Origin of the sequence: Corynebacterium sp. NML180780 (assembly GCF_007786415.1) — a bacterium.
In the GTDB taxonomy this organism is placed as follows: domain Bacteria; phylum Actinomycetota; class Actinomycetes; order Mycobacteriales; family Mycobacteriaceae; genus Corynebacterium; species Corynebacterium gottingense.
This window is the reverse complement of the sequence record NZ_VNKN01000016.1, coordinates 22044-43955: the sequence shown is the minus strand read 5'-3', so window position 1 is coordinate 43955 and position 21912 is coordinate 22044. Positions and strand designations below refer to the sequence as shown.

Sequence of the window (21912 nt, the reverse complement as noted above, 5' to 3'; positions counted from 1 at the left end):
CGCAACCCGTTGTAGGTTTGGGCACTGTGAGGCAGACGAACATTGTTGCGCACCGCGGATTTTCCGGCATGTACCCCGAGCTGACCAGGCGAGCGTTTGAGGAAGCGCTGAAGCTCCCCATCCACGGCATCGAGTGCGACGTGCGCCTCTCGCGCGACGGCAAGCTCGTCGTCTTCCACGACGCGAACGTTTCGCGCACCACGAACGGGCGCGGGCGCGTCGACTGCATGGACTACGCGCAGCTGCGCGAGCTGAACTGCGGCACCGACGAGGACCCGCAGCAGATCATGCTGCTGGAGGAGCTGCTGGAGCTCATGCAGGACTACCCGGACAAGCACCTCTACATCGAGACGAAGCACCCCACCCTCTACGGGCCCGAGGTGGACGAGCAGACGCTGCGCGTGCTCACCTACGCGGGGCTGCTGCACAGCGAGCGCATCCACATCATCTCCTTCTCCCACAAGGCGGTGCGCTACTTCACGCACATGGCGCCGCAGCTGGAGACCTACTACCTGTTCCGCGTGCGCGAGAAGCGGTGGAACCCGCGCGGCACCATGCTGTCGCGCCCGTACGGCGTCGGCCCGTCCATCCAGCACCTGCAGGCGCGGCAGCAGCTGGTCGGGCTGCGCGGGCTGAAGACGTACACGTGGACCGTGAACACGCCGCGGCAGATGATGTGGTGCCGCGACCACAACGTGGACGTCCTGGCCACCGACCTGCCCAACCTGGCGCTGGAGACGTTCGCGCGCGCGGACGCCACGAGCGTGCCCGCTCCGGCACCTGCGAGTTAAGGAGACTCCATGGATTCCAACATTCCCGGCATCGTCGCGCACCGCGGATTCAACGGCTGCTACCCGGAGAACACGCGCCGCGCCTTCGAGGAGGCGCTCAAGCTGGACATCTACGGCATCGAGTGCGACGTGAACATGACGAAGGACGGCCAGGCCGTGGTGATCCACGACCTCTCCGTGGACCGCACCGCCATGACCGTCGACGGCGAGCGCGCCACCGGCGAGGTCGCGGAGCTGACGCTGGAGGAGATCCGCCAGCTCAACTTCGGCACTCCGGAGGACCCGCAGCAGATCATGCTGCTCAGCGAGCTGCTCGACCTCCTCGCCCAGTACCCGGGCAAGCACCTGCTCATTGAGACGAAGCACCCGTCCCCGTTCGGCGCCGAGCTGGACGAGGGGGTCGCGCGGGTCGTGCGCGCGCACGGCATGGACACCGGCGAGCAGGTGCACCTCATCTCCTTCAACCCGGAGGCGATCGAGCGCTTCCGCGAGCTGCTCCCCGAGCTGCGCTCCTTTGCCCTGATGGACCCGACCGAGCCGCTGCCGGTCGACTTCGGCCAGGCCACGGGCCCAGGTCCGTCCGTGCGCCAGGCGCAGGCTGAGCCGGAGGCGCTCGGCGCGGCCGACCAGCCGTCCTACGTGTGGACCGTCAACCTGCCGCGCGAGATGCAGTGGTGCCGCGCCCGCGGGGTGGACCTCATGGCCACGGACCTGCCGCAGCTCGCGCTGGAAACGTTCGCGGGCGAGTAGCGCGCGTCCGGTAGATTTGACCGCATGGCTAAGAAGAAGCGTAAGAAGCAAGAGGACCTGCCCGAGGGCATGAGCCGCCGCCAGGCCAAGATGGCCGCGCGCGCGAAGGAGCGCGAGGCGCTGCAGAAGGATCCCCGCCCGTTCGGCGGGCTCGCCGCTGAGGCCGAGTTGATCGCGCTGCAGGAGTTCGTGCCGTCGGCAAGCGCGAAGTTCCAGGTCAAGGGCGAGGACGTCACCGTGGCCACCGTGCTGCCGGGCGCGGCCGCGGCGATGGTGCGCGAGAGCGGCGAGCGCCTCGTGGCCCTGCAGGTCGGCGCGCACTCGCAGAACCCCGGCCGCGACCTCGCGTACGCGCTGAGCTGGGTGCTCGAGGCGAAGCCGGGCGAGACGCTCCAGTCCACCGCCGCCGATGGGAGCCAGCCGGAGCTCAAGGCGCTTATCGACGCTACCTTCACCCCCGAGATCACCGTCTACAACGACTTCAACTGGTGGTTCGCCGAGGGCGAGGACGTCCCCGCGCAGCTGCGGCAGGCGATGAACCAGGCGAACGGCGCTGTGTGGCCGTCCGCCGAGGTCAGCGCGGGCGTGCCGGGCGCCGTGTGGTGGGTCAACCCGGGTGGCGGGAAGGCGCACATCCGCTGGATCCGCACGGAGGACAACGAGTCGCAGGTGCTCAACGCGCTCGCGCGCATCGCCGCGACGGGTGAGCTGGTGCTGGGCGAGGGCACGAAGTTCGCCGGCGCGTTCCGCACCCACGGCGTGGTCGTGCCGGTGTGGGACCTGGACCCGGAGGTCGCTCCGGAGTCCTACGCGGAGGCGCTGAAGGCGCTGGACGCGAAGCTGGAGGCGGAGCTGGGCAACGACGCGCAGCTCACCGCCGCCGAGCGCAAGCAGCTGGACAACATCAAGTCGCGCCAGGTGACCATCTAAACCCAGCTGAAAGACAGTTGTCGCGCAGAGCTTTTGTACATCTCTTGCAGATCTCTTGAAGTTTGCAAGTAGTTTTCTCAGGGAGAACTTTCTGTCAACCGGATGTTCACCTGGGGTCTCTAAGTTCTTGCGCATGCAACCCACATCGCAGACGCGCGCGCGGATTCCTGCGGTCTCCGAAGTCCCGGAGGTCTCCGAGGAGTACGCGCGCAACCCGCGCAAACGGAAGATTGATTGGCGGCAGATCGGCCTGGCCGCGCTGCTCATCGGCCCGAACCTGCTGCTCCTCATTCTGTTTACCTACCGGCCGCTGGTAGATAACATCCGCATCTCCTTCTACGACTGGAACATCTCCTCGCCGACGATGCACTTTGTCGGCCTGCAGAACTATATTGACTGGTTCCAGGCCCCGGACACCGGGCGCGTGGTGTTTAACACCGTCGTGTTCACCTTCTTCGCCGTCGCCGGCTCCATGGTGATCGGGCTGGCGCTGGCGCTGCTGCTGGACCAGAAGCTGTTCGGCCGCGCCGCGGTGCGCTCCATGGTTTTCGCTCCCTACGTCATCGCCGGCGCGGCGATCGGCGTGGCCTTCCAGTTCGTCTTCGACCCCTCCTACGGCCTCATCCAGTTCTTCCTGGGCAAGATCGGGGTGGACGTGCCCAACTTCTACCAACAGCAGAACTGGGCGCTGTTCATGGTCACCGTCACCTACGTGTGGAAGAACGTGGGCTACGTCTTTGTCATCTATCTCGCCGCGCTGCAGGGGTGCCGCCGCGACCTGGACGAGGCCTCGGAGATCGACGGCACCTCGCCGGCGCGCCACTTCTTCCGCGTGGTCCTGCCGCAGCTGCGCGGCACGACCTTCTTCCTGCTCATCACGGTGCTGCTGAACTCCTTCCAGGTCTTCGACATCATCAACGCCATGACCGGCGGCGGTCCGTTCGGCTACGGCACCTCCACGATGGTGTTCCAGGTCTACCAGGAGACGTTTGTGAACAACCGCGCCGGCTACGGCGCCGCGGTGGCCACGATCATGTTCCTCGTGGTCCTCATCATCACGGTCATCCAGGTGAAGATGCAGGAAAGGATGGAGAAGTAGATGTCTACGAAGCAGACCATCCCGGCGGTCACGCACACCGCTGCCCACAGCGCACCGCAGGGCGACCTGCCCCCGGTGCCGGGCTCCCAGTCCGACGCGGAGCCGGTGATCACGGAAACGCAGCGCAAGCGCAAGGGCGCGCCGATGGACCATTCGCACCCGGCGGTGAAGGTGCTGGGCTACATCGCGCTCGTGCTGACGGTGCTGGTGATCATGGTGCCGCTGTACTTCATCTTCATCACCAGCTTTAAGTCGTTCCAGGATGTCTACTCGGATCCGATCTCGTTTTGGCCCAACCCGTTCAAGGCGGAAAACTACTCGTACGTGTGGCAGACCTCCGGCTTTGCCAGCTACCTGAAGAACTCCGTCATCATCACGCTCGTGCTCACCATCATTGAGGTGGTCCTCGGCGTTTTGTCGGCCTACGCCTTCGCGTTCTTGCGCTTCCCGGGCCGCAACCTGCTGTTCCTGCTCATCATCGCGTCGCTGATGGTGCCCAACCAGATCACCATCATCTCTAACTACTCGCTGGTGGCGTCGTTGGGCTGGCGCGATACCTACGCCGGCGTGATCATCCCGCTGGCCGGCGTCGCCTTCGGCGCGTTCCTCATGCGCAACCACTTCCAGTCGCTGCCGCCTGAGATCCTGGAGGCCGCCCGCATGGACGGCGCCGGCTTCTTTACCACCCTCTTCCGTGTGGTGCTGCCCATGTCGTGGCCGACGCTTTCCGCGTTCGTCCTGATCACCGTGGTCAACGAGTGGAACCAGTACCTGTGGCCGTTCCTGATCACGGACACCCCGGCGGCGGCCACGTTGCCCGTCGGCCTGACTCGCCTGCAGGACGCTGAGGGCGTGACCAACTGGGCCCCGGTGATGGCCGGCACCGTGCTGACCACCCTGCCCATGATCATCATCTTCCTCATCCTGCAGAAGCCGATGATCAAGGGCCTCACCGCTGGTGCGGTGAAGGGCTAGGCGCTTCTCGACGCCACCGTCACCCCCACCAACCGCAACACTTCCAACAACACATCAAGGAGAAACACCATGTCCCGTCACACCAAGCGCATCGCCGCCCTGGGCGCAGCACTGCTCACCACCGTCTCGCTGACCGCCTGCGCGGGCGGCTCCACCACCGCCTCCAACGGCTCCAAGGACTCCGGCGACGCCAACACCATCACCTTCTGGTCCAACCACCCGGGTTCCTCCCGCGACCTGGAAGAGGAAATGATCAAGGAGTTTGAGCAGGAGAACCCGGACCTGCACGTCGAGCTGGTGACCGCGGGCTCCAACTACGAGGAGGTGGCGCAGCGCTTCAACGCGTCGCTGGCCGGCGGCGACCAGCCGGACGTCCTCGTGGCCTCCGACGTCACCTGGTTCAACTTCGCGCTCAACGAGGCAACCACCCCGCTGGATGAGCTGTGGGAGATGAACGACATCGACGCCGACAGCTACGTCGACACCCTGCGCGAGGACTACAAGTACAACGACAAGCACTACGGCGTCCCGTACTCCCGCTCCACCAACCTGATGTACTGGAACACCGACGACCTCAAGGCTGCGGGCCTGCCGACCGATCGCGGCCCGGAGTCCTGGCAGGAGTTCGACGAGTGGGCCGCCGCCATCAAGGAGAAGCTGAACAAGCCGACCGTGACCGTGCCGGACGGCTCCAACTACCTGGACTGGTACTTCCAGGGCATGATCTGGGCATTCGGCGGGTCCTACTCCAACGAGTGGGAGCCGAACTTCACCTCCCCTGAGTCCATCGAGGCGGGCAAGTTCCTGCAGGATCAGGTGAAGGAGGGCCACATCGAGATCGCGACCGACCCGACCGTCGCGTTCGGCTCGGGCAAGGCGTCCGGCCTGCTGGAGTCCACCGGCTCCCTCGGCGGCCTGAAGGAGACCGCGACCGTCCCGTTCATCACTACCTACCTGCCCGGCCCTGGCCCGTCCGCCGCAACCGGCGGTGCCGGCCTGGCCGTGCCTAACGGCATCTCCGATGAGCGCAAGGCCAACGCGGTGAAGTTCATCGACTTCATGACTAACACCAAGAACACCATCAAGTTCTCTCAGAAGACTGGCTACATGCCGGTGCGTAAGGATGCCCTGGAGGATCCGGAGGAGAAGAAGTTCCTGGAGGAGAACCCGAACGCGGAGACCGCGATCAAGCAGCTGAACGAGAACACCAAGCCGCAGGACTACGCCCGCGTGTTCGTCTCGGGCGGCGGCCAGCGCATCGGCGGCGCGCTCGACCGCATCACCGTCGGCGGCCAGGACGTGGAGCAGACCTTCGCCGACCTGCAGAAGGAGACCCAGGGCGTCATCGACCGCGACATCAAGCCGAAGCTCTAAGCCCGCACCCTGCACATTTCGCACCACCTGAAAGGACATCATGGCCACTGTTGAATTCCGCCAGGCCTCCAGGATCTACGATCCGCAGAAGCCGCCGGCGGTCAGCCGCCTCAACCTGGAGATCGCCGACGGCGAGTTCCTGGTGCTTGTAGGCCCGTCGGGCTGCGGCAAGTCCACCACGCTGCGCATGCTCGCCGGGTTGGAGCCGGTTGACGAGGGGCAGATTCTTATCGACGGCACCGACGTCACCGAGACCCGCTCCCGCGACCGAGACGTGGCCATGGTCTTCCAGTCCTACGCGCTGTACCCCAACATGACTGCGCGCCAAAACATGGCGTTCGCCCTGCAGAACGCCAAGGTGGACAAGGCGACCATTGAGGAGCGCGTGAACTTCGCGGCGAAGATGCTCGAGCTCGAGGACCTCATCGACCGCAAGCCTTCCGCCATGTCCGGCGGCCAGCGCCAGCGCGTGGCCATGGGCCGCGCGATCGTGCGCCAGCCGAAGGTCTTCCTCATGGACGAGCCCCTGTCCAACCTGGACGCGAAGCTGCGCGTGTCTACCCGCGCCCAGATCCTGCAGCTGCAGCGGGAGCTGAACACCACCACGGTCTACGTCACCCACGACCAGACCGAGGCGATGACTATGGGCGACCGCGTCTGCGTGCTGAAGAAGGGCATCATCCAGCAGGTCGACGCCCCGAACACGCTGTACGAGAACCCGGGCAACACCTTCGTCGCCACCTTCATCGGCTCCCCGGCGATGACGCTGATTGAGAACGTGCCGGTGGTTGGCAACCGCGTCGCGGGCGGCAAGGACCACGCGCTGGACTACCACATGCCGGCGGAGCAGATGGCCAAGGTGCAGTCCGACCGCGTGATCGTGGGCATCCGCCCCGAGAACTGGGAGATCCTCGGCGTGAACCAGCCGGGCGAGCAGTACGGCCTGCCGGTGCGCGTGGACATCGTGGAGCACCTCGGCTCCGAGCTGTACGTCTACGGCAGCCGCGAGGAGAAAGCCGACGACGTGATCGCCGTGCGGGGCGACCGCATCACGGTGAAGGTGCCGCGCGGCATCAACGTGGATCAGGGCGACACGATCTACCTGCGCCCGATGGAGGGCGGATGCGTCTTCTTCGCCCCGGACACCGAGATCAACTACGACTACCTGTAGAGCCGGTAGAAGTTTGCGGCGTCGCCCCAAAACACGTCCTCGGCGTGGTCGGGGCTGATGTGATTACCGCAGGGACGCGAAGAGCTCCTCCGCCGCGGCCTCGTCCCAGAGCAACACGTTGCCCACGTCGGTGTCCTGGAAACCACCGAGCGGGATCGTCTCTGCGTTGATGCCGCCGCGCATCGCCAGCGGGATGCGGGCCAGGTTCCAGATGTGGTCGCCCTCGCCGACCGAGAACATCGTCGGCACCGTCCACAGCAGCGGGACCAGGCGGAAGGGGTTGAGGAACACGGCGGGCGAGGTCACCTTGTCCAGCATCGCGCCGAGGAAGTCGCGCTGCCGCATGACGCGGTCCAGGTCGCCCTGTGCGGTGGCGCGGGTGCGCACGTAGCCCAGGCTGGTCGCGCCGTCCATCTTCTGGCAACCGGGCTGGACGGAGATGTTGGCCAGGGGGTCGTCGATCGGCTCCTGCACGCAGATCTCCACGCCGCCGACCGCGTCGACCACGTTGGCCAGCCCGCCCATGCCGATCTCGGCGTAGCGGTCGATGTGCAGGCCTGTGCTCTCCTCAACGGTCTGCGCCAGCAGCGGGGCGCCGCCGTACGCGAACGCGGCGTTGATCTTGTCGTAGCCGTAGCCCGGCACGGCCACGTAGGAATCGCGCGGGATGGACACCAGCGTCGGCTTCCCGTGCAGCGGGAGGTGTAGCAGCATGATCGTGTCGGTGCGGGTTGTGCCCAGGTCGCCGCCCGTGCCGAGGCGCTCCACGTCCTTCTCGCTCAGTCCCTGGCGGGAGTCGGAGCCGACGAGCAGCCAGTTCGTGCCCGAAGTGTTCGCAATCTGCTCGGGCGGGAGCGCCTGGATGCGGGTGAGGCGGGCGTCGGTAAACAGCGTGCCAACCACCACGAGCACGATCAGCGCGAGGAAGAGGACGCCGCAGCCTGGGGCCTTCGCTTTTCGACGCCGCTTCGTTCCCCTTCGACGCCCCCGCGACACCTGCGACGGCACCGGATCGCGGGCGGGCTCGGGCGCCGGGCGCGAGTACTGCGGGGTGCGACGAGGCTGGTATTCCTGGCGCGGCGCTTGCTGTCGGGGGCGCTCCACGCGGGTGAATTCGGGGACGCGTCGTGGCTCGTATTCCTGGCGCGGCGCCGGCTGCCGGGGAGGCTCCTGGCGCGCGCCGCGCTTGCGGATTGGCCGACCGTACCGGTCTACCAGGGGCTTTCCATCCTTGCCCAGCACGAACTCCCCCAGGTGATCGCGTGGGTCGTTGGAGTGGGGCGTCGAAGACATGCACTTAGTGTAACGGTTGTGGCGCGTGGGACCTACTGCTTCGTAGCGCCGCGCGCTGGGAGTTCGCCGGGAAATCCGCCACTAGATGCCCTGGACGGGGCGGTCGGAAGCTACCGAAGAAGAGTTGTGCAACAATTGCTGCACGATTATCATGCAGGTATCACTGCACGAAAGAAGGAGGTTTCATGTCCCCTCGCACATACCACCATCCAGAAACCGATGAGATCACACTGGCTAGAGTGTTGGCAGCCCTGAGCGATCCCACGCGTCTGGAGATGATTCGTCGCCTAGCGGACGGGGGTGAGCACGATAGTCTCGAGCTCGCAGACGATCTTCCTCGGTCGACCCTGACTTATCACACCCGCATGCTGCGCGATGCGGGTGTGACATGGACGCGGAGTGAAGGTCGTGCGTGTCTCATTCGGCTGAGAAGTGAGGATCTAGATCAGTTGTTCCCGGGCGTGCTTGCGGCTGTGATCGCCAACGCCGGCACGAAGGCGGGACGAGCTTGATGGGGCGGCTTTGGCCCTTCGTGGTGGGCAGTGTTGCTCTCGGGCTAGACGCCTACGTTGTTGCCGGTCTTCTTCCTGCTATTGCCTCGTCCATGAATGCACGCGAATCCACCGTGGGCCTGGGGGTGGCGGCCTTCACCGGCGCATATGCAGTAGCAGGACCCCTGCTGGCTGGGCGTGCGGGTCGGAGATCACGACGGAGCCTGATCCTTTCCCTTCTGGTTTTTACAGTGGCGAACTTAGCCACAGCGCTCTCGTCGACCGTCGTGGTGTTCTTGGTTACCCGAATAGTGGCTGGCGCGGCAGCGGGGGTGTACTCGCCCTTATCGTCCGCGGTTGCCGCCGAACTCGTGGGAGAAGAACGCCGGGGACGCGCGTTAGCCCTGGTCCTTGCGGGTTTGGCAGTTGGTACCGTGTTCGGTGTCCCGATAGGCTTGGAGCTGGCACATCGCTGGGGGTGGCGAGCTGCCATTTTGTTGATCGTGGCTATCGGCGGCGCATCCCTAGTGGGAGTCGCTGTGCGCGGAGGAGAACTGCCAGCAATACCTGCGTCGGGTGCGGGCGACCGGCTGCGATCGATCGCGCGCCCCAAGAACTTGCTCACGGTGACAGTGACATTGCTGACTGGCGTAGCTTCTCTGGGGCTCTATACATATATGACCGTGATTCTGTCCGTGGGAAGTCTCGCCACACACCAGACTCTTGCGATTTGGGTTTGGGGCGTTGGAGGCGCGGTGGGTGCGCTAGGTATAGGCAGACTCATGGATCGGCGCAACCCGCTGCGTCTCAGTGTGGCCATTCTCGTGGGGCTCATCTGCGCGTTGCTCGGTATGACGCAGGGGCAGACCGTCTGGCTTCTGGTTGCGAGCCTATTTGTTTGGGGAATGTGTGGGTGGGCCTCACTTGCGCCCCAGCAGCACATCCTTCTCCAGGCAAACCCGGCTGACGGCGCCACTGCCGTGGCCGCGAATGCCTCTGCTAACTACTTGGGATCGGCACTGGGCGCGACTGCTGGCTCACTGCTCGTAGCGGCACAGGCGGCGCCTACCGTTCTCTGTAGCTCTGCAGCTGCCGTGGCCGGGATGGCACTGCTTTGCCAGCTTTTTAGGCAGCGCATGAATTCCAAGGAGTAGACACGTGCTCGCCAGCGCCCAGGCCGTGCATCCTGACGGATTGCGAGGACGTGTGACTGTTGCAAAAACCAGCGGAGCCGACTAGCACGGAAGTATATCTAGATGCCCAGCCAGGAGAGGTCTAGAAGCGGGTACGCCACGAACGCGACGGAGTCAATGAGGAAGTGCGCGAGCACCAGCGGCCACACGGCGCCGATCTCGGGTGTGCGCCACTCTGCGGCCGCAGAGTGCGTCCGCTCGGTCCGCCACAGGAAGTAGCACGCGAAGACCACGCCCATCACAATATTGCCCGCGCCCGCCGAAACACCCTGGTAGAGGTGGTAGGAGCCGCGCAGCACCGCCGACGCCGCGACCGCCTGCCAGGGTGCCCACCCCAGGGCCCGCAGCCGGGGCACCAGGTAGGCCACCACCACGACCTCCTCGCCGAAGCCATTGGCCAGCGCCCACAGCAGCGAGGTGGGGATTTGCACCGCCTCCGTGGCGGGCACCACCACCTTGGACAGGCCGAGGTGCACCGCGCCAACGTAGAACGCCAGGCCCGGCAGCCCGATGAGCGCGGACAACCCGGCCGCGTGCGCCCAGTCGCGCCATTTCGGCCAGCGCCACTGGGCGCCAAGGAGGTACCAGGCCAGCCCGCCCCACGCGAACAGCGTGCCCGCGGAGGCGACCTGCATGGCCAGGTCCAACCAGCCGATGGCCGAGGCCTGCTGCACCAGGGTGGTGGACTGCTCGTTTAAGGGGGCGGTGAGGAGGGCGTCGATAAGCTTGAGCCCGGAGCGAAGCCCGCTCATGCCGAAGGTGACTGCGAGCACGAGAATAATTTCGGTGATGAGGCGGCGGCGCATGCGATAACTTTAAGCCCATGACCCGTATCGCGTACCTGGGACCTGCCGGCACGTTTACTGAGCAGGCTGTGCACGCCTTCGCGCTGCCCGCACCGGAGCTCGTGGCCGTGGACTCGCCGGCGGAGGCGCTCGCCGCGGTGGCCGAGGGGCGGGCCGACCGCGCGGTGGTGGCCATCGAGAACTCGGTCGACGGAGCCGTGACCACCACCTCGGACGCGCTCCTGGCCACCCCGGGCGTGCAGATCTTCGCCGAAACCGAGCTGGAGATCGCGTTTGCCATCATGACTCGCAAGGGGCAATCGCTTGCGAGCGCCACCCGCTTCGCCACCCACCCCGTCGCCTACCAGCAGGTGAAACGGTGGATGGGCGAGCACGCGCCGGGCGCCACCTTCCAGGCTGCGACCTCGAACGCGGCCGCCGCGCAGCAGGTCGCCGAGGGAGCGGCCGACGTCGCCGCCGCCCCGGAGCGCGCCGCCGAGCTCTTCGGGCTTGAGGTTCACGCCCGCAACGTGGCGGACCTGGAGGCGGCGCGCACCCGCTTCGTCCTCGCGGGCCCGGTGGCGGCCCCGCCCGCGCGCACGGGCAACGACCGCACCTCCATCGTCTTCCAAACGCCCAACGTACCCGGCAGCCTTGTGGGCATCCTGCAGGAGTTTGCCTACCGCGGCGTGGACCTCTCGCGCATCGAGTCCCGCCCGACCCGCGAGGAACCGAACACGTACAACTTCTTCGCCGACCTCGTCGGCCACATCGATGACGCGCCGGTGGCGGAGGCGCTGCGCGGGGTGTACCTGCGCTCCTCGCGGATCCGGTTCCTCGGGTCGTGGCCGCGCTGCGCCGGCGGGCCGCACCCGGTGCGCGACGCGCGCATCGCGGCGGCTGCGGAGTGGGTCGACGCGGCCCGCGCTGGGACACTCGGGCAGCAGGAGCGCGCCCGCTAGCCCCAGCCGAGGGCGTGGAGCTCGTGCTCCTCCATGCCGAAGTAGTGGCCCACCTCGTGCTTGACGGTCACGTCCACCTCGTGGCGCAGCTCCTCCACGGAGTGGCACATCGCCTGGAGCGGCTGCTTGTAAATGAACACCGCGTCGGGCAGGTAGCCGGTGTGGTTGGCGTGCTGCTCCGGCAGCGGCACGCCCTCGAACAGGCCCAGGATCTCGGGCTGGTCCTCGTTGAACTCGCGCGCAAGGATGACCACGTTGGTCATCCGGCGGGCAAACTCATCGAGGATGGTGTCCAGGGCGTCGTCGATCATCGCCTCGAACTCCTCGTCGCTGACCTCGACCATTACTGCACAGTCTCCGGGGCGGCTTCTGGGGCGGCTTCTGGGGCAGGCGAGTCCGGGGCGGAGGAGGCCGCCGGCGTCTGGTTCTCGCGCAGCGGGCGGCGCTGGGGTCGCTCCGGCGGCGGGGTGCCGTCGATAAGCAATGCCTCCCGGCCTCCGGTTGCCGAGCCCGTGAGCTCGGAGAACCCGCCGTTGGGCGAGGAGAAGACGAGCGCGCAGTTTACGCTGTGCGAGCCGCCCTCCCACGAGGCGGGCTGCTGCGTGGTCCAAAACGGCTGCAGCGAGATCTGGTACAGGTTCTCCTCGCTGCCCAGGTAGGTGTGGGCGGCCTCGGTGCAGGCGTCGCCGAGGTACTTGTCCTGGTCCTCCACGGACGGCGTGCCGTCGGGGAAGACCGGTGCGAGGTCGACTTTGCTGGTGATCTCCATCTGGTGCGGCTGGCCGCAGTCGACCACGGTGGCGTTGTTCGCGCCGTCGATGGCCACGCACTCGCCGGGCGCGAAGGTGCGCGCCTGGTCCTCCTCGGCGACGCGGCCCGTGGTGAGCAGCTGCTCGCCGGCGCGGTTGGTCTCCTGCAGGCCGCACAGCATGGTGCGGTCGCCAGCCTCCCAGGCGGTGGCCGGCGGGAGGATCGGCGCGATGGAGTAGCGGCCGTTCGGGTCGTATTTGCCCTCCAGGTAGCGCAGGGTGGACGCGCCGCACAGCTCCTCGCGCAGCTGCGCCTGGCGCGTCGGGTTGGGCATGGGTGCGTCCTGCCCAAACTCGGAGGTGGGGTAGATGGCCAGGTCTTGGCGCGAGGCCACCTCGAAGCGGTGCTCGACGGCGCAGTCGGTCTGTTCAAAGCCGGTGACGCTGCCGTCCTCGGCCACGTTCCAAGTCAGGCAAGCGCCCTGGTCAGCGGTGGTAAACGGCGTTGGCGGCGCGCCGTGCTCGCTGGTCTGCGCCTGGGGTTGTCCCTGCTCGCCGTTCGCGCCCCCGCCTGGGGCGTTCGCGTCGGTGGTCATGGCGTAGGAACCCATGCCCACCGAGCCGGCGAGCGCGGCGATGAGGAACGCGCGGGTGGCGTTGGAAGTCGAAACCATGCCTTACATACTAGGCAACTGCTCGCCGCAGTCGGCGTCCTGGCCGACGCGGGTGGTCAGCCAGTAGCGGTCCGAGCGGTAGCACGAGGTGCAGTATTCCACCGGTCGCGCGCCGCTTCCGGCCCGCCGCACGATGCGCAGCAGTGCGGTCCCGGTTTGCACCTCCAGCGCCTTCGCGTTGGCGGCCGTGGCGCTCGCTGCGGTGACGGTCTGCTCCGCCTCGGTGATGGGCAGCCCGTAGCGGGTACGGAGTAGCGAGTAGACGGATTGCTCCACGTCGTGCTCGAGTAGATCCGGGACGAGCGCCGCGTTGTACCAGGCGTCGTCCACGGCGTAGGGCTGGCCGTCGCCAAGCCGCAGCCGGCGCAGCTGGATGTGCGGGGTCTCCGGCGCGGTGCCAAAGAACTCGGCCGCGTCGAGCGGGGGAGTGGCGAGGCCAGAGTGCAAGATTATCGACGCCGCGTCCACCCGCTGCTCACGCATCTCCTCCGAAAAGCTCGCCAGGTGCATGCGGCTTACCAGCGGCGACGGCGCCACGAACGTGCCCTTGCCGCGCACCCGCCGCAGCTTCCCGTCCGCGACGAGGTCCCCGATCGCGCGCCGTACCGTGATGCGCGAAACGCCGTACTCCTCCTCCAGCGCCCGCTCGCCGGGCAGCAGGTCCCCGGGAGCGAGTTCCTCGGCGCAGCGCCGCTCCAACAGCGCCCGCAGCTGGGCGTGTTTGGGGACCGGGCCGTTGGTGATCATACCTCCACCATACCGCGCTGGTTATGACCAGCTGGGGTGAAATGGGATGTGGTGTGCGTCGCTAAGCTCGGTGCGCAACGCCACGCCCCATTCCCGGCTGCGGTGGGGCGGCGACAAGGTAGAGTGAGTGCTTGTGATTGATCTGAAATTCCTGCGCGAAAATCCGGACGTTGTACGCCAATCCCAGACCGCCCGCGGTGAGGACCCGGCGCTGGTTGACCAGCTGATTGCCGCCGACGAGCAGCGCCGCGCCGCGATCCAGGCGGCGGACGAGCTGCGCGGTGAGCAGAAGGCGTTTGGCAAGAAGATTGGGCAGGCGGCGCCGGAGGACCGCCCCGCACTGCTGGAGGGTTCGAACGAGCTCAAGGCGCGCGTGAAGGCCGCCGAGGCCGAGCAGGAGGAGGCAGAGGCCAAGGTCAAGGCGCTGCAGTTCAAGATCCCGAACCCCATCCAGGGCGCGCCCGCCGGCGGTGAGGAAGACTTCGTCGTGCTCGAGCACGTTGGTGAGGTCCCGGAGTTCGACTTTGAGGTCAAGGACCACCTGGACCTGGGCGAGGCACTCGGCGCGATTGATATGAAGCGCGGCACCAAGATCGGCGGCGCCCGCTTCTACTACCTGGTCGGCGACGGCGCCTGGATGCAGCTGGGCATGCTCATGCACGCCGCGAAGAAGGCGCGCGAGGCCGGCTTCAAAGTCGTCGTCCCGCCGGTGCTGGTGCGCCCCGAGATCATGGCGGGTACCGGTTTCCTGGACGAGCACGACGAGGAGATCTACTACCTCGAGCGCGACGACCTCTACCTGGTGGGCACCTCCGAGGTGGCGCTGGCCGGCCTGCACCAGGACGAGATCATCGATCTCTCCGACGGACCGCTGCTCTACGCCGGCTGGTCCTCCTGCTTCCGCCGCGAGGCCGGCTCCTACGGCAAGGACACGAAGGGCATCCTGCGCGTCCACCAGTTCGACAAACTCGAAATGTTTGTCTACTGCAAGCCGGAAGAGGCAGAGGACATGCACCAGAAGCTGCTCGGGCTGGAGCGCGAGATGCTCGCCGACGTGGAGGTGCCTTACCGCGTCATCGACGTCGCCGCGGGCGACCTCGGTTCCTCCGCGGCCCGCAAGTTTGACACCGAGGCGTGGGTGCCGTCGCAGCACACCTACCGTGAGCTGACTTCCACCTCCAACTGCACAACCTTCCAGGCCCGCCGCTTGAACATCCGCTACCGCGACGAGAACGGCAAGACCCAGATCGCCGCGACGCTGAATGGCACCCTGGCCACGACCCGCTGGCTGGTGGCTATCTTGGAGAACAACCAGCAGGCCGACGGCTCCGTCCGCGTGCCCGCCGCGCTGCAGCCGTGGGTGGGCAAGGAAGTGCTCGAGGCCTAATGGGCACCGCACCGCAGTGGAGGACGCTGCGCGGGTTCACCGTCCCGGCGGACTACCGGGCCCCGGCGAAGCACCCGGTGGAGTCGAAGGAGCGGCTCTACCCGTTCACCGTGCGCATGTTCAATCGCCTGATGCGCCTGCAGCGCATGCGCGTGCGCGTGGTGGGGGCGGAGCACGTCCCGGAGCGCGGTGGCGCGATCATCGCTGCCAACCACACCGGCTACTACGACTTCATGCTCACCGGCACCGGCCCGCTCCTGCAGGGCGGGCGCCTGCTGCGATACATGGCGAAGCAGGGCGTGTTTGACATCCCCGTGCTGGGGACGCTGCTGCGCACCATGAAGCACGTGCCGGTGGACCGGGACAACGGGGGCTCGGCTGTCGACGCCGCCGTGCGCGGCCTCCGCGACGGCGACCTGGTCGGCATCTTCCCGGAGGGCACGATCTCGCGCTCCTTCGAGCTCGCGGACTTCAAGACGGGTGCGGCACGCATCGCCGCGCAGGCGGGCGCGCCGCTGATCCCGTGCGTGATCTGGGGCTCGCACCGCATCTGGACCAAAGATTTGCCCAAAAAGTTCCGCGGCGTCGGCGTGATCGTGCGTTATGGCGCACCGGTCGAGGTCACCGGCGACGCCGAGGCCGACACGGCGCGGCTCAAGCAGGCGATGCAGCGCATGCTCGAGCAGTCCCGCGCGGAGTACGACGCGGAGTTCGGACCGTTTGCGCCCGGCGACAAGTGGGTGCCCGCCTCCCTCGGCGGCGGCGCGCCCACGCTGGAGCAGGCGGCCGAGATGTACGAGCGCGAACGCGCGGAACGCAAGGCGAAGAAGGCCGCGAAGCAAGCCAAGAAAGGCACCTAAACTCATGCACGCCCCCAAGCTCATCATCAGCGACATCGACGGCACCTTCATCACCCCCACCGGCCGGGTGACCCCGAGGCTGCGCGACACGGTGGTCCGCGCGGTGCGCTCGGGGGCCAAGTTCGCCCTGGCCACGGGGCGCCCTCACCGCTGGCTCATGCCGGTGCTGGATCAGCTGCCCATCGCGCCGACCTGCGTGTGCGCGAACGGTGCCGTGGTCTACGACCCGGTGAAAGACACCGTGGTGCGCTCCTTCGAGCTCGCGCCGGAGACGATGCAGCGCGTCGTCGACGCCGTCGGCAAGGCGCTCGCCCCGCACGGCCTGCAGCACGGCTTTGGGGTGGAGCGCGTCGGCCAAAGCGCGCTCGACCCGGAGGAGGACTGCTTCCTCATCACCCCCGAGTACAACCGGGACGCCTGGGACAGCAGCTTCGGCATCGGCACCGCCGCGGAAATCGTGGCCGAGCCCGCCGCCAAGCTGCTCGTGCGCTGCCCGCAGCTGCGCTCCGCGGAACTGTTCGACCTGGTCGCGCCCACCATCGAGCCGGAGGACGCGCACCTGACCTATTCCATGGACGAGGGCCTCATCGAGCTGTCCCACCCGGGCGTGAACAAGGCGACCGGCGCGTCCGTGCTCGCCGCCAGCTACGGCATCGACGCCTCCCAGGTCATCGCGTTCGGCGACATGCCCAACGACCTCGAGCTGCTCGCCTGGGCCGGGATGGGCGTGGCGATGGGCAACGCCGCGCCCGCGCTTCTCGACGCCGCCGACTACACCACCGCCACCAACTCCGAAGATGGGGTGGCGCAGGTGCTGGAACACTGGTTCTAGCCCACACCATACAATTGTCGGCATGCCTCTCATCGCCGCCATTGACCAGGGCACGACCTCGACCCGCGCGGTCATCACCGATACCGAAGGACGCGTCGTCGCCCAGGCGCAGTTCGAGCACACCCAGCACATGCCATGCGAAGGCTGGGTCGAGCACGACCCCATGGAGATCTGGCGCAACACCCGCCGCGCGCTGAGCGAGGCGATGGCGGAGGCCGACATCGCCGAGGACGACATCGGCGCGCTCGGCCTGACCAACCAGCGCGAAACCGCCGTCATCTGGGACAAGGCGACGGGCGCGCCGATCTACAACGCGATCGTGTGGCAGGACACCCGCACCAACCCGGAAAACGACGCCGACCCGGGCCGCTACCTCGAGCGGACCGGCCTGCTGCACAACTCCTACCCGGCCGGACCGAAGTGGGCCTGGATCCTGGACAACGTCGATGGCGCGCGCGAGCGCGCCGAGCGCGGCGAGCTGCTCGCCGGAACCATTGACACCTGGCTGATCTGGAACCTCACCGGCGGCGCGCGGGAACCGGAGCGCGCGCTGCACGTCACCGACGTCACGAACGCCTCGCGCACCCTGCTCATGGACCTGCGCACGCTTGCGTGGGACGAGGACCTGTGCGCGGAGATCGGGGTTCCGCGGCGGTTGCTGCCGGAGATACGGGCGTCGATAGGCACTTTCGGCACCGTGCGCCGCCGCGGCCCGCTCGCAGGGGTGCCCATCGCGGGCGTGCTGGGCGACCAGCAGGCCGCGCTGTTCGGGCAGCACTGCCTGCGCGAGAACGAGGCGAAGATGACCTACGGGACTGGGCTGTTCATGCTGCTCAACACGGGTGCGCAGCCGCGCATGAGCAGCGACGGCCTGCTTACCACCGTGGCGTACCAGATCGACGGCGAGCCGCCGGTGTACGCGCAGGAGGGGTCCGTGGCCGTCGGTGGCTCCCTGATCCAGTGGCTGCGCGACCAGCTGGGCATCCTGCGTACCGCGGAGGAGTCGGAGCGGCTCGCGGCGCAGGTGGACAACAGCGGCGGGGTGGTGATCGTACCGGCGTTCTCCGGGCTGTTCGCGCCGCGGTGGCGCCCCGACGCGCGCGGCGTGATCACGGGCCTGACCAGGTTTGTGGATCGCCGCCACATCGCCCGCGCCGCGCTCGAGGCCACCTGTCTGCAGGCGCTCGAGGTGGTGCGCGCGATGGGTGGCGAGCCAACGGAGCTGCGCGTCGACGGTGGCATGACCACCAATGACCTGCTCATGCAGATGCAGGCCGACATCCTGGGCCTTCGCGTCGAGCGTCCCGCGAACACGGAAACCACGGTGATGGGCGCGGCGTCGGCTGCGGGCATTGGGGCCAAACTTATTTGCGCCCCCTTGTCCCTCGGTCCCACCACCGCCTGGGAAAACACGTGGGCCGGCCCCGAACGGGACCGGCTGGTGGCGCGGTGGGAGGACGCGGTGCGCCGCTCCTACGACCAGGCCTAGCTGCGGGCCTGACGGCCTAGTTGGTCGTGATGTTTACCGCGTTGGTGGCGGGGTTGTAGCTGATGGCGCCGCCTTGGAAGGTGACCTGGACGGTGCCGTCGCCAAGCGTGCGCTCCTGCGAGAGCGGCATGCCGAGCGGGCCGGCGTCCATGCCCTGCTGGAGCCAGGCGTCCGCCACCTTGCCGGCCAGCGTGTAGATCTGGCCCTGGCGGTCCTTGACACCGATGCCCTTCTGGAAGAAGGCGTACTCGCGGCCGCCCACCTGCGGGCCGCCCACGCCGGCGGTGATCGCGCCGAGGGTCGGCTCGAACTGGTACCACACGTCAGCGAGGTCCTGCTTGCCCACCGCCTGCAGCGCGGGGCCGATGTACGGGGTGAGCTGCTGCACGGTCAGGCCGGGGATGATCTCCATCCCGGCGACGGACTTGGTGGCGCCGGGCAACAGGCCGCGGGAGTTGGCGTACAGGATGACCAGGCCGGCGAGCGTGCCGGCAGCGGCGGCGATGGCGACGGCGTCGCCGGCGGCCAGGCCCTCGAGGGAGACGTTGCTCTTCGCCTTCTGTGCGTTGCCGTTCGGGCGGACCACGGTCGTGGTGGTGCCGTCAGGGTTGGTCACGGTCTCCGTGTCGGCGTCGCTGGAGCCGAGGGCGGAGGAGAGGTCGCCGACGGTGGTGTCGGTGGCCTCGACGTCGGGGTTGGCGTTGTCGGGCAGGCCGTTATCAATCCCGCCGTTGTTGCCCGGCTTGGACGGGTTGAGGATGGAGTCGAGGCCCGTGGAGCCCTTGAGGCTGTCGTACTTGCGGTTGGCAATCCGGCGGATGTCGCCCATCCGGTTGTACAGGTTCTGGCCCGGGCAGGCGTTGTAGTGGAAGTCGCGGTGGGCGTTGATGTTGGGGAACATCGCGCCCTGGCCCGCGGGGTAGCGGGATCCCGGGAAGGAAAAGTCGGCGTAGTGGTAGTCGGAGCCCATCGGGTCGAAGCCGGCGACGGCGGCCTTCCAGCCGATGATCTCGCCCATCGCGTTGATGGCGGCCTCGGTGGGGGAGGCGGTCTCGTAGTCGCCCAGCATGGACACGCCCCAGGTGTTCTGGTTGAAGCCACCCACGTGCGCGCCCTCGACGGCGCGGTCCAGGCCGCCGGCGCGGCCCTCGTAGATGTTGCCGTACTTATCCACCAGCGCGTTGTAGCCGATGTCGCCCCAGCCCAGGTTGCGGGCGTGGTACTGCCAGATGCCGCGGACAATGCCCGGTGCCTCGGCCTCGGAGTAGCTGTTGGAGCCCGCGGTGTGGTGCACCGTCGCCGCCGTCACAGGCTCGGTGTAGGTGGGGTTGGAGGAGGCACCCGCGCCCCACTGGGAGCGGGTGATCACCTTGGGCATGCCGCGGGTGTAGGAGTCGGCCGCCGGGGCGATGGGGTTCGCGTTGCCGCTGCCGCCGTCCAGGAACACGGCTTGCAGGTCCTTCGCGGTGGTGGGGGCGGCGGAGTCCGTGCGGCCCTCATCCAGCAGGTCGACGTTGCCGGTGGAGACCTGGATGCGCTTGGTGGATTCGACGAAGATCGGTTCGGTGCCGTTGGTCTCGCCCTGCGCGTTGTCGGCGTGGTCCATCTCGAACCATTCGGTCCAGGAGCCGTCGGCCTTTTGTGAGCGTACGTAGGCGACGATGTCGCGGTCGCCCTTCCAGGTCAGGCCGAAGAGGTTGAACTCGCGGTCGCGGCTGAACTCCTTGACCACGCGGCGTGCCTGCGAGTCGCCGCCCTGGGTCTTCACGGCGGCGTCGTCCACCGTGGTGTTGTTGCCCGTGTCAAAGGAGGCGGTGTCGGAGTAGATTTCGGCGTCCGCGCCGCCGACCGACTGGACGTTGAGGATGTGGTTGCCGCCGAAGGCGCCCGCGGCGACGACGGCCACGGTGAGGATTGCGGCCACGGTGGTGGTCAGCAGCGGCGAGGTCCGGGTGGGCACCGGATTAAGGCGTTTGCGTTGTTGCACGGTAGGACTCCTGGAAACTCCTGTGGCGGATGTGAAAACAGTTATCTGTTGAGCAGTGTAGAGGAATCTAAAGTTTAAAGTAAGTCTTGAGACTTCCGGCGTGTCGTCGTGTCGGGCGGGGCTACGTCGATAAGCAAATATGCAAAGATTGAGACCATGACTTATGACCTCATCGTTGTTGGATCCGGATTCTTTGGGCTGACCGTGGCGGAGCAGGCCGCGAGCGAGCTGGGCAAGCGCGTGCTGATCGTGGAAAAGCGCGACCACCTCGGCGGCAACGCCTACTCCGAAAAGGACCCGGACACCGGCATTGAGGTGCACAAATACGGCGCGCACCTCTTCCACACCTCCAACAAGCGCGTGTGGGAGTACGTGAACTGCTTTACGGATTTCACCGACTACCAGCACCGCGTGTTTGCCATGCACGACGGCACCGCGTATCAGTTCCCCATGGGCCTGGGCCTGATCAACCAGTTCTTTGGCAAGTACTACTCGCCGGATGAGGCACGCAAGCTCATCGAGGAGCAGCGCGAGGGCCTCGACCCGGCCGCCGCGACCAACCTGGAAGAGCGCGGCATCGCGCTGATTGGCAAGCCGCTCTACGAGGCCTTTGTCAAGCACTACACCGCCAAGCAGTGGCAGACCGACCCCACCGACCTGCCGCCGGAGATCATCTCCCGCCTCCCGGTCCGCTACACCTTTAACAACCGCTACTTCAACGACACCTACGAGGGCCTGCCGGTCGACGGCTACGCCGCCTGGTTGGAGAAGATGGCGGAGCATGAGCTTATCGACGTCCACCTGTCCACCGACTACTTCGACGTCCGCGAAAAGCTTCGCGCCGAATCCCCCGACGCCCCCGTGGTCTACACCGGGCCCGTGGACCAGTACTTCGACTACGCCGAGGGCCACCTGGGCTGGCGCACCCTGGACTTCGAGCGCGAGGTGCTGGAGACCGGTGACTTCCAGGGCACACCGGTGATGAACTACAACGACGCGGACGTGCCGTACACCCGCATCCACGAGTTCCGCCACTTCCACCCGGAGCGGCAGGAGGCTTACCCCGACGACAAGACGGTGATTGTGAAGGAGTTCTCCCGCTTCGCCGAGGACGGCGACGAGGTGTACTACCCGATCAACACGCCCGAGGACCGCGACAAGCTGAAGAAGTACCGCGAGCTCGCCGCGGCAGAATCCCGCGAGAACAAGGTGCTCTTCGGCGGGCGCCTGGGCACCTACCAGTACTTGGACATGCACATGGCCATCGGCGCGGCGCTGTCCCTGTTTGATAACCACCTGCGCCCGCACTTCGAGGACGGCGAGGCGTTGAACCAGGCGCGCGGGCACTAATCCTGCATGGGTGTCCTGTGAGC

The 21912-nt window shown here is 67.1% G+C and carries 21 protein-coding genes; 15 read left to right on the top strand and 6 right to left on the bottom strand.

Features of this window, described 5'->3' with window-relative positions; translation table 11 throughout:
• Positions 1-26 precede the first annotated feature (26 nt).
• The 7 genes from FPP74_RS10855 (at position 27) to FPP74_RS10825 (ending at position 7090) form a co-directional block, all read left to right on the top strand.
• Complete coding sequence (locus FPP74_RS10855) at positions 27-791, top strand: glycerophosphodiester phosphodiesterase family protein (protein ID WP_233127012.1); 765 nt, start codon at positions 27-29, stop codon at positions 789-791.
• Between the two features lie 9 nt (positions 792-800).
• Complete coding sequence (locus tag FPP74_RS10850; RefSeq protein ID WP_095535976.1) at positions 801-1541, top strand: glycerophosphodiester phosphodiesterase family protein; 741 nt, start codon at positions 801-803, stop codon at positions 1539-1541.
• A 24-nt stretch (positions 1542-1565) separates the two neighbouring features.
• Positions 1566-2471 carry a DUF5926 family protein gene (locus tag FPP74_RS10845; RefSeq protein WP_122086251.1) on the top strand — a complete coding sequence of 302 codons (906 nt, stop codon included), beginning with the start codon at positions 1566-1568 and terminating at the stop codon, positions 2469-2471.
• A 133-nt stretch (positions 2472-2604) separates the two neighbouring features.
• Complete coding sequence (locus tag FPP74_RS10840) at positions 2605-3570, top strand: carbohydrate ABC transporter permease (protein ID WP_144718463.1); 966 nt, start codon at positions 2605-2607, stop codon at positions 3568-3570.
• 144 nt (positions 3571-3714) lie between these two features.
• Entirely contained in the window at positions 3715-4545 is an 831-nt protein-coding gene (locus FPP74_RS10835; RefSeq protein ID WP_233127024.1) for a carbohydrate ABC transporter permease, read from the top strand.
• 69 nt (positions 4546-4614) lie between these two features.
• Positions 4615-5919: an ABC transporter substrate-binding protein gene (locus FPP74_RS10830; protein ID WP_144718459.1), complete on the top strand. Its 1305-nt coding sequence runs from the start codon at positions 4615-4617 to the stop codon at positions 5917-5919.
• Positions 5920-5959: 40 nt separating this feature from the next.
• Positions 5960-7090, top strand: coding sequence for an ABC transporter ATP-binding protein (locus tag FPP74_RS10825; RefSeq protein WP_095535980.1), 1131 nt, complete (start codon positions 5960-5962; stop codon positions 7088-7090).
• A gap of 63 nt (positions 7091-7153) precedes the next feature.
• On the opposite strand, the gene FPP74_RS10820 is transcribed toward FPP74_RS10825, so the two are convergent.
• Positions 7154-8383: an LCP family protein gene (locus tag FPP74_RS10820; protein ID WP_095547911.1), complete on the bottom strand. Its 1230-nt coding sequence runs from the start codon at positions 8381-8383 to the stop codon at positions 7154-7156.
• Between the two features lie 185 nt (positions 8384-8568).
• Between FPP74_RS10820 and FPP74_RS10815 the strand changes: the two genes are divergently transcribed.
• A complete protein-coding gene (locus FPP74_RS10815) occupies positions 8569-8895 on the top strand; it encodes a helix-turn-helix transcriptional regulator (RefSeq protein ID WP_095278884.1) in 327 nt (108 codons plus the stop codon).
• Positions 8895-10028, top strand: coding sequence for an MFS transporter (locus FPP74_RS10810; protein ID WP_244213400.1), 1134 nt, complete (start codon positions 8895-8897; stop codon positions 10026-10028). Before FPP74_RS10815 ends, FPP74_RS10810 begins: the two co-directional genes overlap by 1 nt.
• 98 nt (positions 10029-10126) lie before the next feature.
• Here FPP74_RS10810 and FPP74_RS10805 read toward each other — a convergent pair whose 3' ends face one another.
• The gene (locus tag FPP74_RS10805) at positions 10127-10873 is read right to left on the bottom strand and encodes a CPBP family intramembrane glutamic endopeptidase (protein ID WP_144718457.1); all 747 of its coding nucleotides are present in this window, start codon (positions 10871-10873) and stop codon (positions 10127-10129) included.
• 17 nt (positions 10874-10890) lie between these two features.
• Between FPP74_RS10805 and pheA the strand changes: the two genes are divergently transcribed.
• Complete coding sequence (gene pheA, locus FPP74_RS10800) at positions 10891-11814, top strand: prephenate dehydratase (protein ID WP_144718455.1); 924 nt, start codon at positions 10891-10893, stop codon at positions 11812-11814.
• Here pheA and FPP74_RS10795 read toward each other — a convergent pair.
• From FPP74_RS10795 to FPP74_RS10785, 3 genes are read right to left on the bottom strand one after another with little or no spacing between them, the layout of a single operon-like run.
• Positions 11811-12158, bottom strand: a complete 348-nt coding sequence (locus FPP74_RS10795; protein WP_144718453.1) for a metallopeptidase family protein — start codon at positions 12156-12158, stop codon at positions 11811-11813. The two genes, pheA and FPP74_RS10795, sit on opposite strands and share 4 nt — an antisense overlap.
• A complete protein-coding gene (locus FPP74_RS10790) occupies positions 12158-13237 on the bottom strand; it encodes a septum formation family protein (protein ID WP_144718450.1) in 1080 nt (359 codons plus the stop codon). The genes FPP74_RS10795 and FPP74_RS10790 overlap by 1 nt, the downstream gene beginning before the upstream one ends.
• Positions 13238-13240: 3 nt before the next feature.
• Positions 13241-13984: a GntR family transcriptional regulator gene (locus FPP74_RS10785; RefSeq protein WP_095535985.1), complete on the bottom strand. Its 744-nt coding sequence runs from the start codon at positions 13982-13984 to the stop codon at positions 13241-13243.
• Between the two features lie 133 nt (positions 13985-14117).
• On the opposite strand from FPP74_RS10785, the gene serS reads away from it, so the two are divergent.
• From serS to glpK, 4 genes are read left to right on the top strand one after another with little or no spacing between them, the layout of a single operon-like run.
• A complete protein-coding gene (gene serS / locus FPP74_RS10780) occupies positions 14118-15371 on the top strand; it encodes a serine--tRNA ligase (RefSeq protein WP_095536086.1) in 1254 nt (417 codons plus the stop codon).
• On the top strand, positions 15371-16231 hold the full coding sequence (locus FPP74_RS10775) for a 1-acyl-sn-glycerol-3-phosphate acyltransferase (protein ID WP_144718448.1): 861 nt from the start codon (positions 15371-15373) through the stop codon (positions 16229-16231). The genes serS and FPP74_RS10775 overlap by 1 nt, the downstream gene beginning before the upstream one ends.
• Before the next feature lie 4 nt (positions 16232-16235).
• A complete protein-coding gene (locus FPP74_RS10770; RefSeq protein WP_095546256.1) occupies positions 16236-17063 on the top strand; it encodes an HAD family hydrolase in 828 nt (275 codons plus the stop codon).
• Positions 17064-17085: 22 nt separating this feature from the next.
• Positions 17086-18552 (top strand): glycerol kinase GlpK, encoded by a 1467-nt coding sequence (gene glpK, locus FPP74_RS10765; RefSeq protein ID WP_144718446.1) that lies wholly within the window; start codon positions 17086-17088, stop codon positions 18550-18552.
• Positions 18553-18568: 16 nt separating this feature from the next.
• Here the strand turns inward: glpK and FPP74_RS10760 are convergent, their stop codons facing one another.
• Positions 18569-20539: an N-acetylmuramoyl-L-alanine amidase gene (locus FPP74_RS10760; protein WP_144718444.1), complete on the bottom strand. Its 1971-nt coding sequence runs from the start codon at positions 20537-20539 to the stop codon at positions 18569-18571.
• 156 nt (positions 20540-20695) lie between these two features.
• On the opposite strand from FPP74_RS10760, the gene glf reads away from it, so the two are divergent.
• Positions 20696-21889 carry a UDP-galactopyranose mutase gene (glf, locus tag FPP74_RS10755; protein WP_144718442.1) on the top strand — a complete coding sequence of 398 codons (1194 nt, stop codon included), beginning with the start codon at positions 20696-20698 and terminating at the stop codon, positions 21887-21889.
• Positions 21890-21912 lie beyond the last annotated feature (23 nt).

Bases quoted from the DNA above. Each gene is read 5' to 3' on its own strand.
- FPP74_RS10830 (WP_144718459.1), top strand. From the start codon at position 4,615: ATGTCCCGTCACACCAAGCGCATCGCCGCCCTGGGCGCAGCACTGCTC.
- pheA (WP_144718455.1), top strand. From the start codon at position 10,891: ATGACCCGTATCGCGTACCTGGGACCTGCCGGCACGTTTACTGAGCAG.
- FPP74_RS10810 (WP_244213400.1), top strand. From the start codon at position 8,895: ATGGGGCGGCTTTGGCCCTTCGTGGTGGGCAGTGTTGCTCTCGGGCTA.
- glpK (WP_144718446.1), top strand. From the start codon at position 17,086: ATGCCTCTCATCGCCGCCATTGACCAGGGCACGACCTCGACCCGCGCG.
- FPP74_RS10795 (WP_144718453.1), bottom strand. From the start codon at position 12,158: ATGGTCGAGGTCAGCGACGAGGAGTTCGAGGCGATGATCGACGACGCC.
- FPP74_RS10770 (WP_095546256.1), top strand. From the start codon at position 16,236: ATGCACGCCCCCAAGCTCATCATCAGCGACATCGACGGCACCTTCATC.
- FPP74_RS10790 (WP_144718450.1), bottom strand. From the start codon at position 13,237: ATGGTTTCGACTTCCAACGCCACCCGCGCGTTCCTCATCGCCGCGCTC.
- FPP74_RS10785 (WP_095535985.1), bottom strand. From the start codon at position 13,984: ATGATCACCAACGGCCCGGTCCCCAAACACGCCCAGCTGCGGGCGCTG.
- FPP74_RS10820 (WP_095547911.1), bottom strand. From the start codon at position 8,383: ATGTCTTCGACGCCCCACTCCAACGACCCACGCGATCACCTGGGGGAG.
- FPP74_RS10815 (WP_095278884.1), top strand. From the start codon at position 8,569: ATGTCCCCTCGCACATACCACCATCCAGAAACCGATGAGATCACACTG.
- FPP74_RS10835 (WP_233127024.1), top strand. From the start codon at position 3,715: ATGGACCATTCGCACCCGGCGGTGAAGGTGCTGGGCTACATCGCGCTC.
- FPP74_RS10840 (WP_144718463.1), top strand. From the start codon at position 2,605: ATGCAACCCACATCGCAGACGCGCGCGCGGATTCCTGCGGTCTCCGAA.
- FPP74_RS10825 (WP_095535980.1), top strand. From the start codon at position 5,960: ATGGCCACTGTTGAATTCCGCCAGGCCTCCAGGATCTACGATCCGCAG.
- FPP74_RS10775 (WP_144718448.1), top strand. From the start codon at position 15,371: ATGGGCACCGCACCGCAGTGGAGGACGCTGCGCGGGTTCACCGTCCCG.
- FPP74_RS10805 (WP_144718457.1), bottom strand. From the start codon at position 10,873: ATGCGCCGCCGCCTCATCACCGAAATTATTCTCGTGCTCGCAGTCACC.
- glf (WP_144718442.1), top strand. From the start codon at position 20,696: ATGACTTATGACCTCATCGTTGTTGGATCCGGATTCTTTGGGCTGACC.
- FPP74_RS10845 (WP_122086251.1), top strand. From the start codon at position 1,566: ATGGCTAAGAAGAAGCGTAAGAAGCAAGAGGACCTGCCCGAGGGCATG.
- FPP74_RS10850 (WP_095535976.1), top strand. From the start codon at position 801: ATGGATTCCAACATTCCCGGCATCGTCGCGCACCGCGGATTCAACGGC.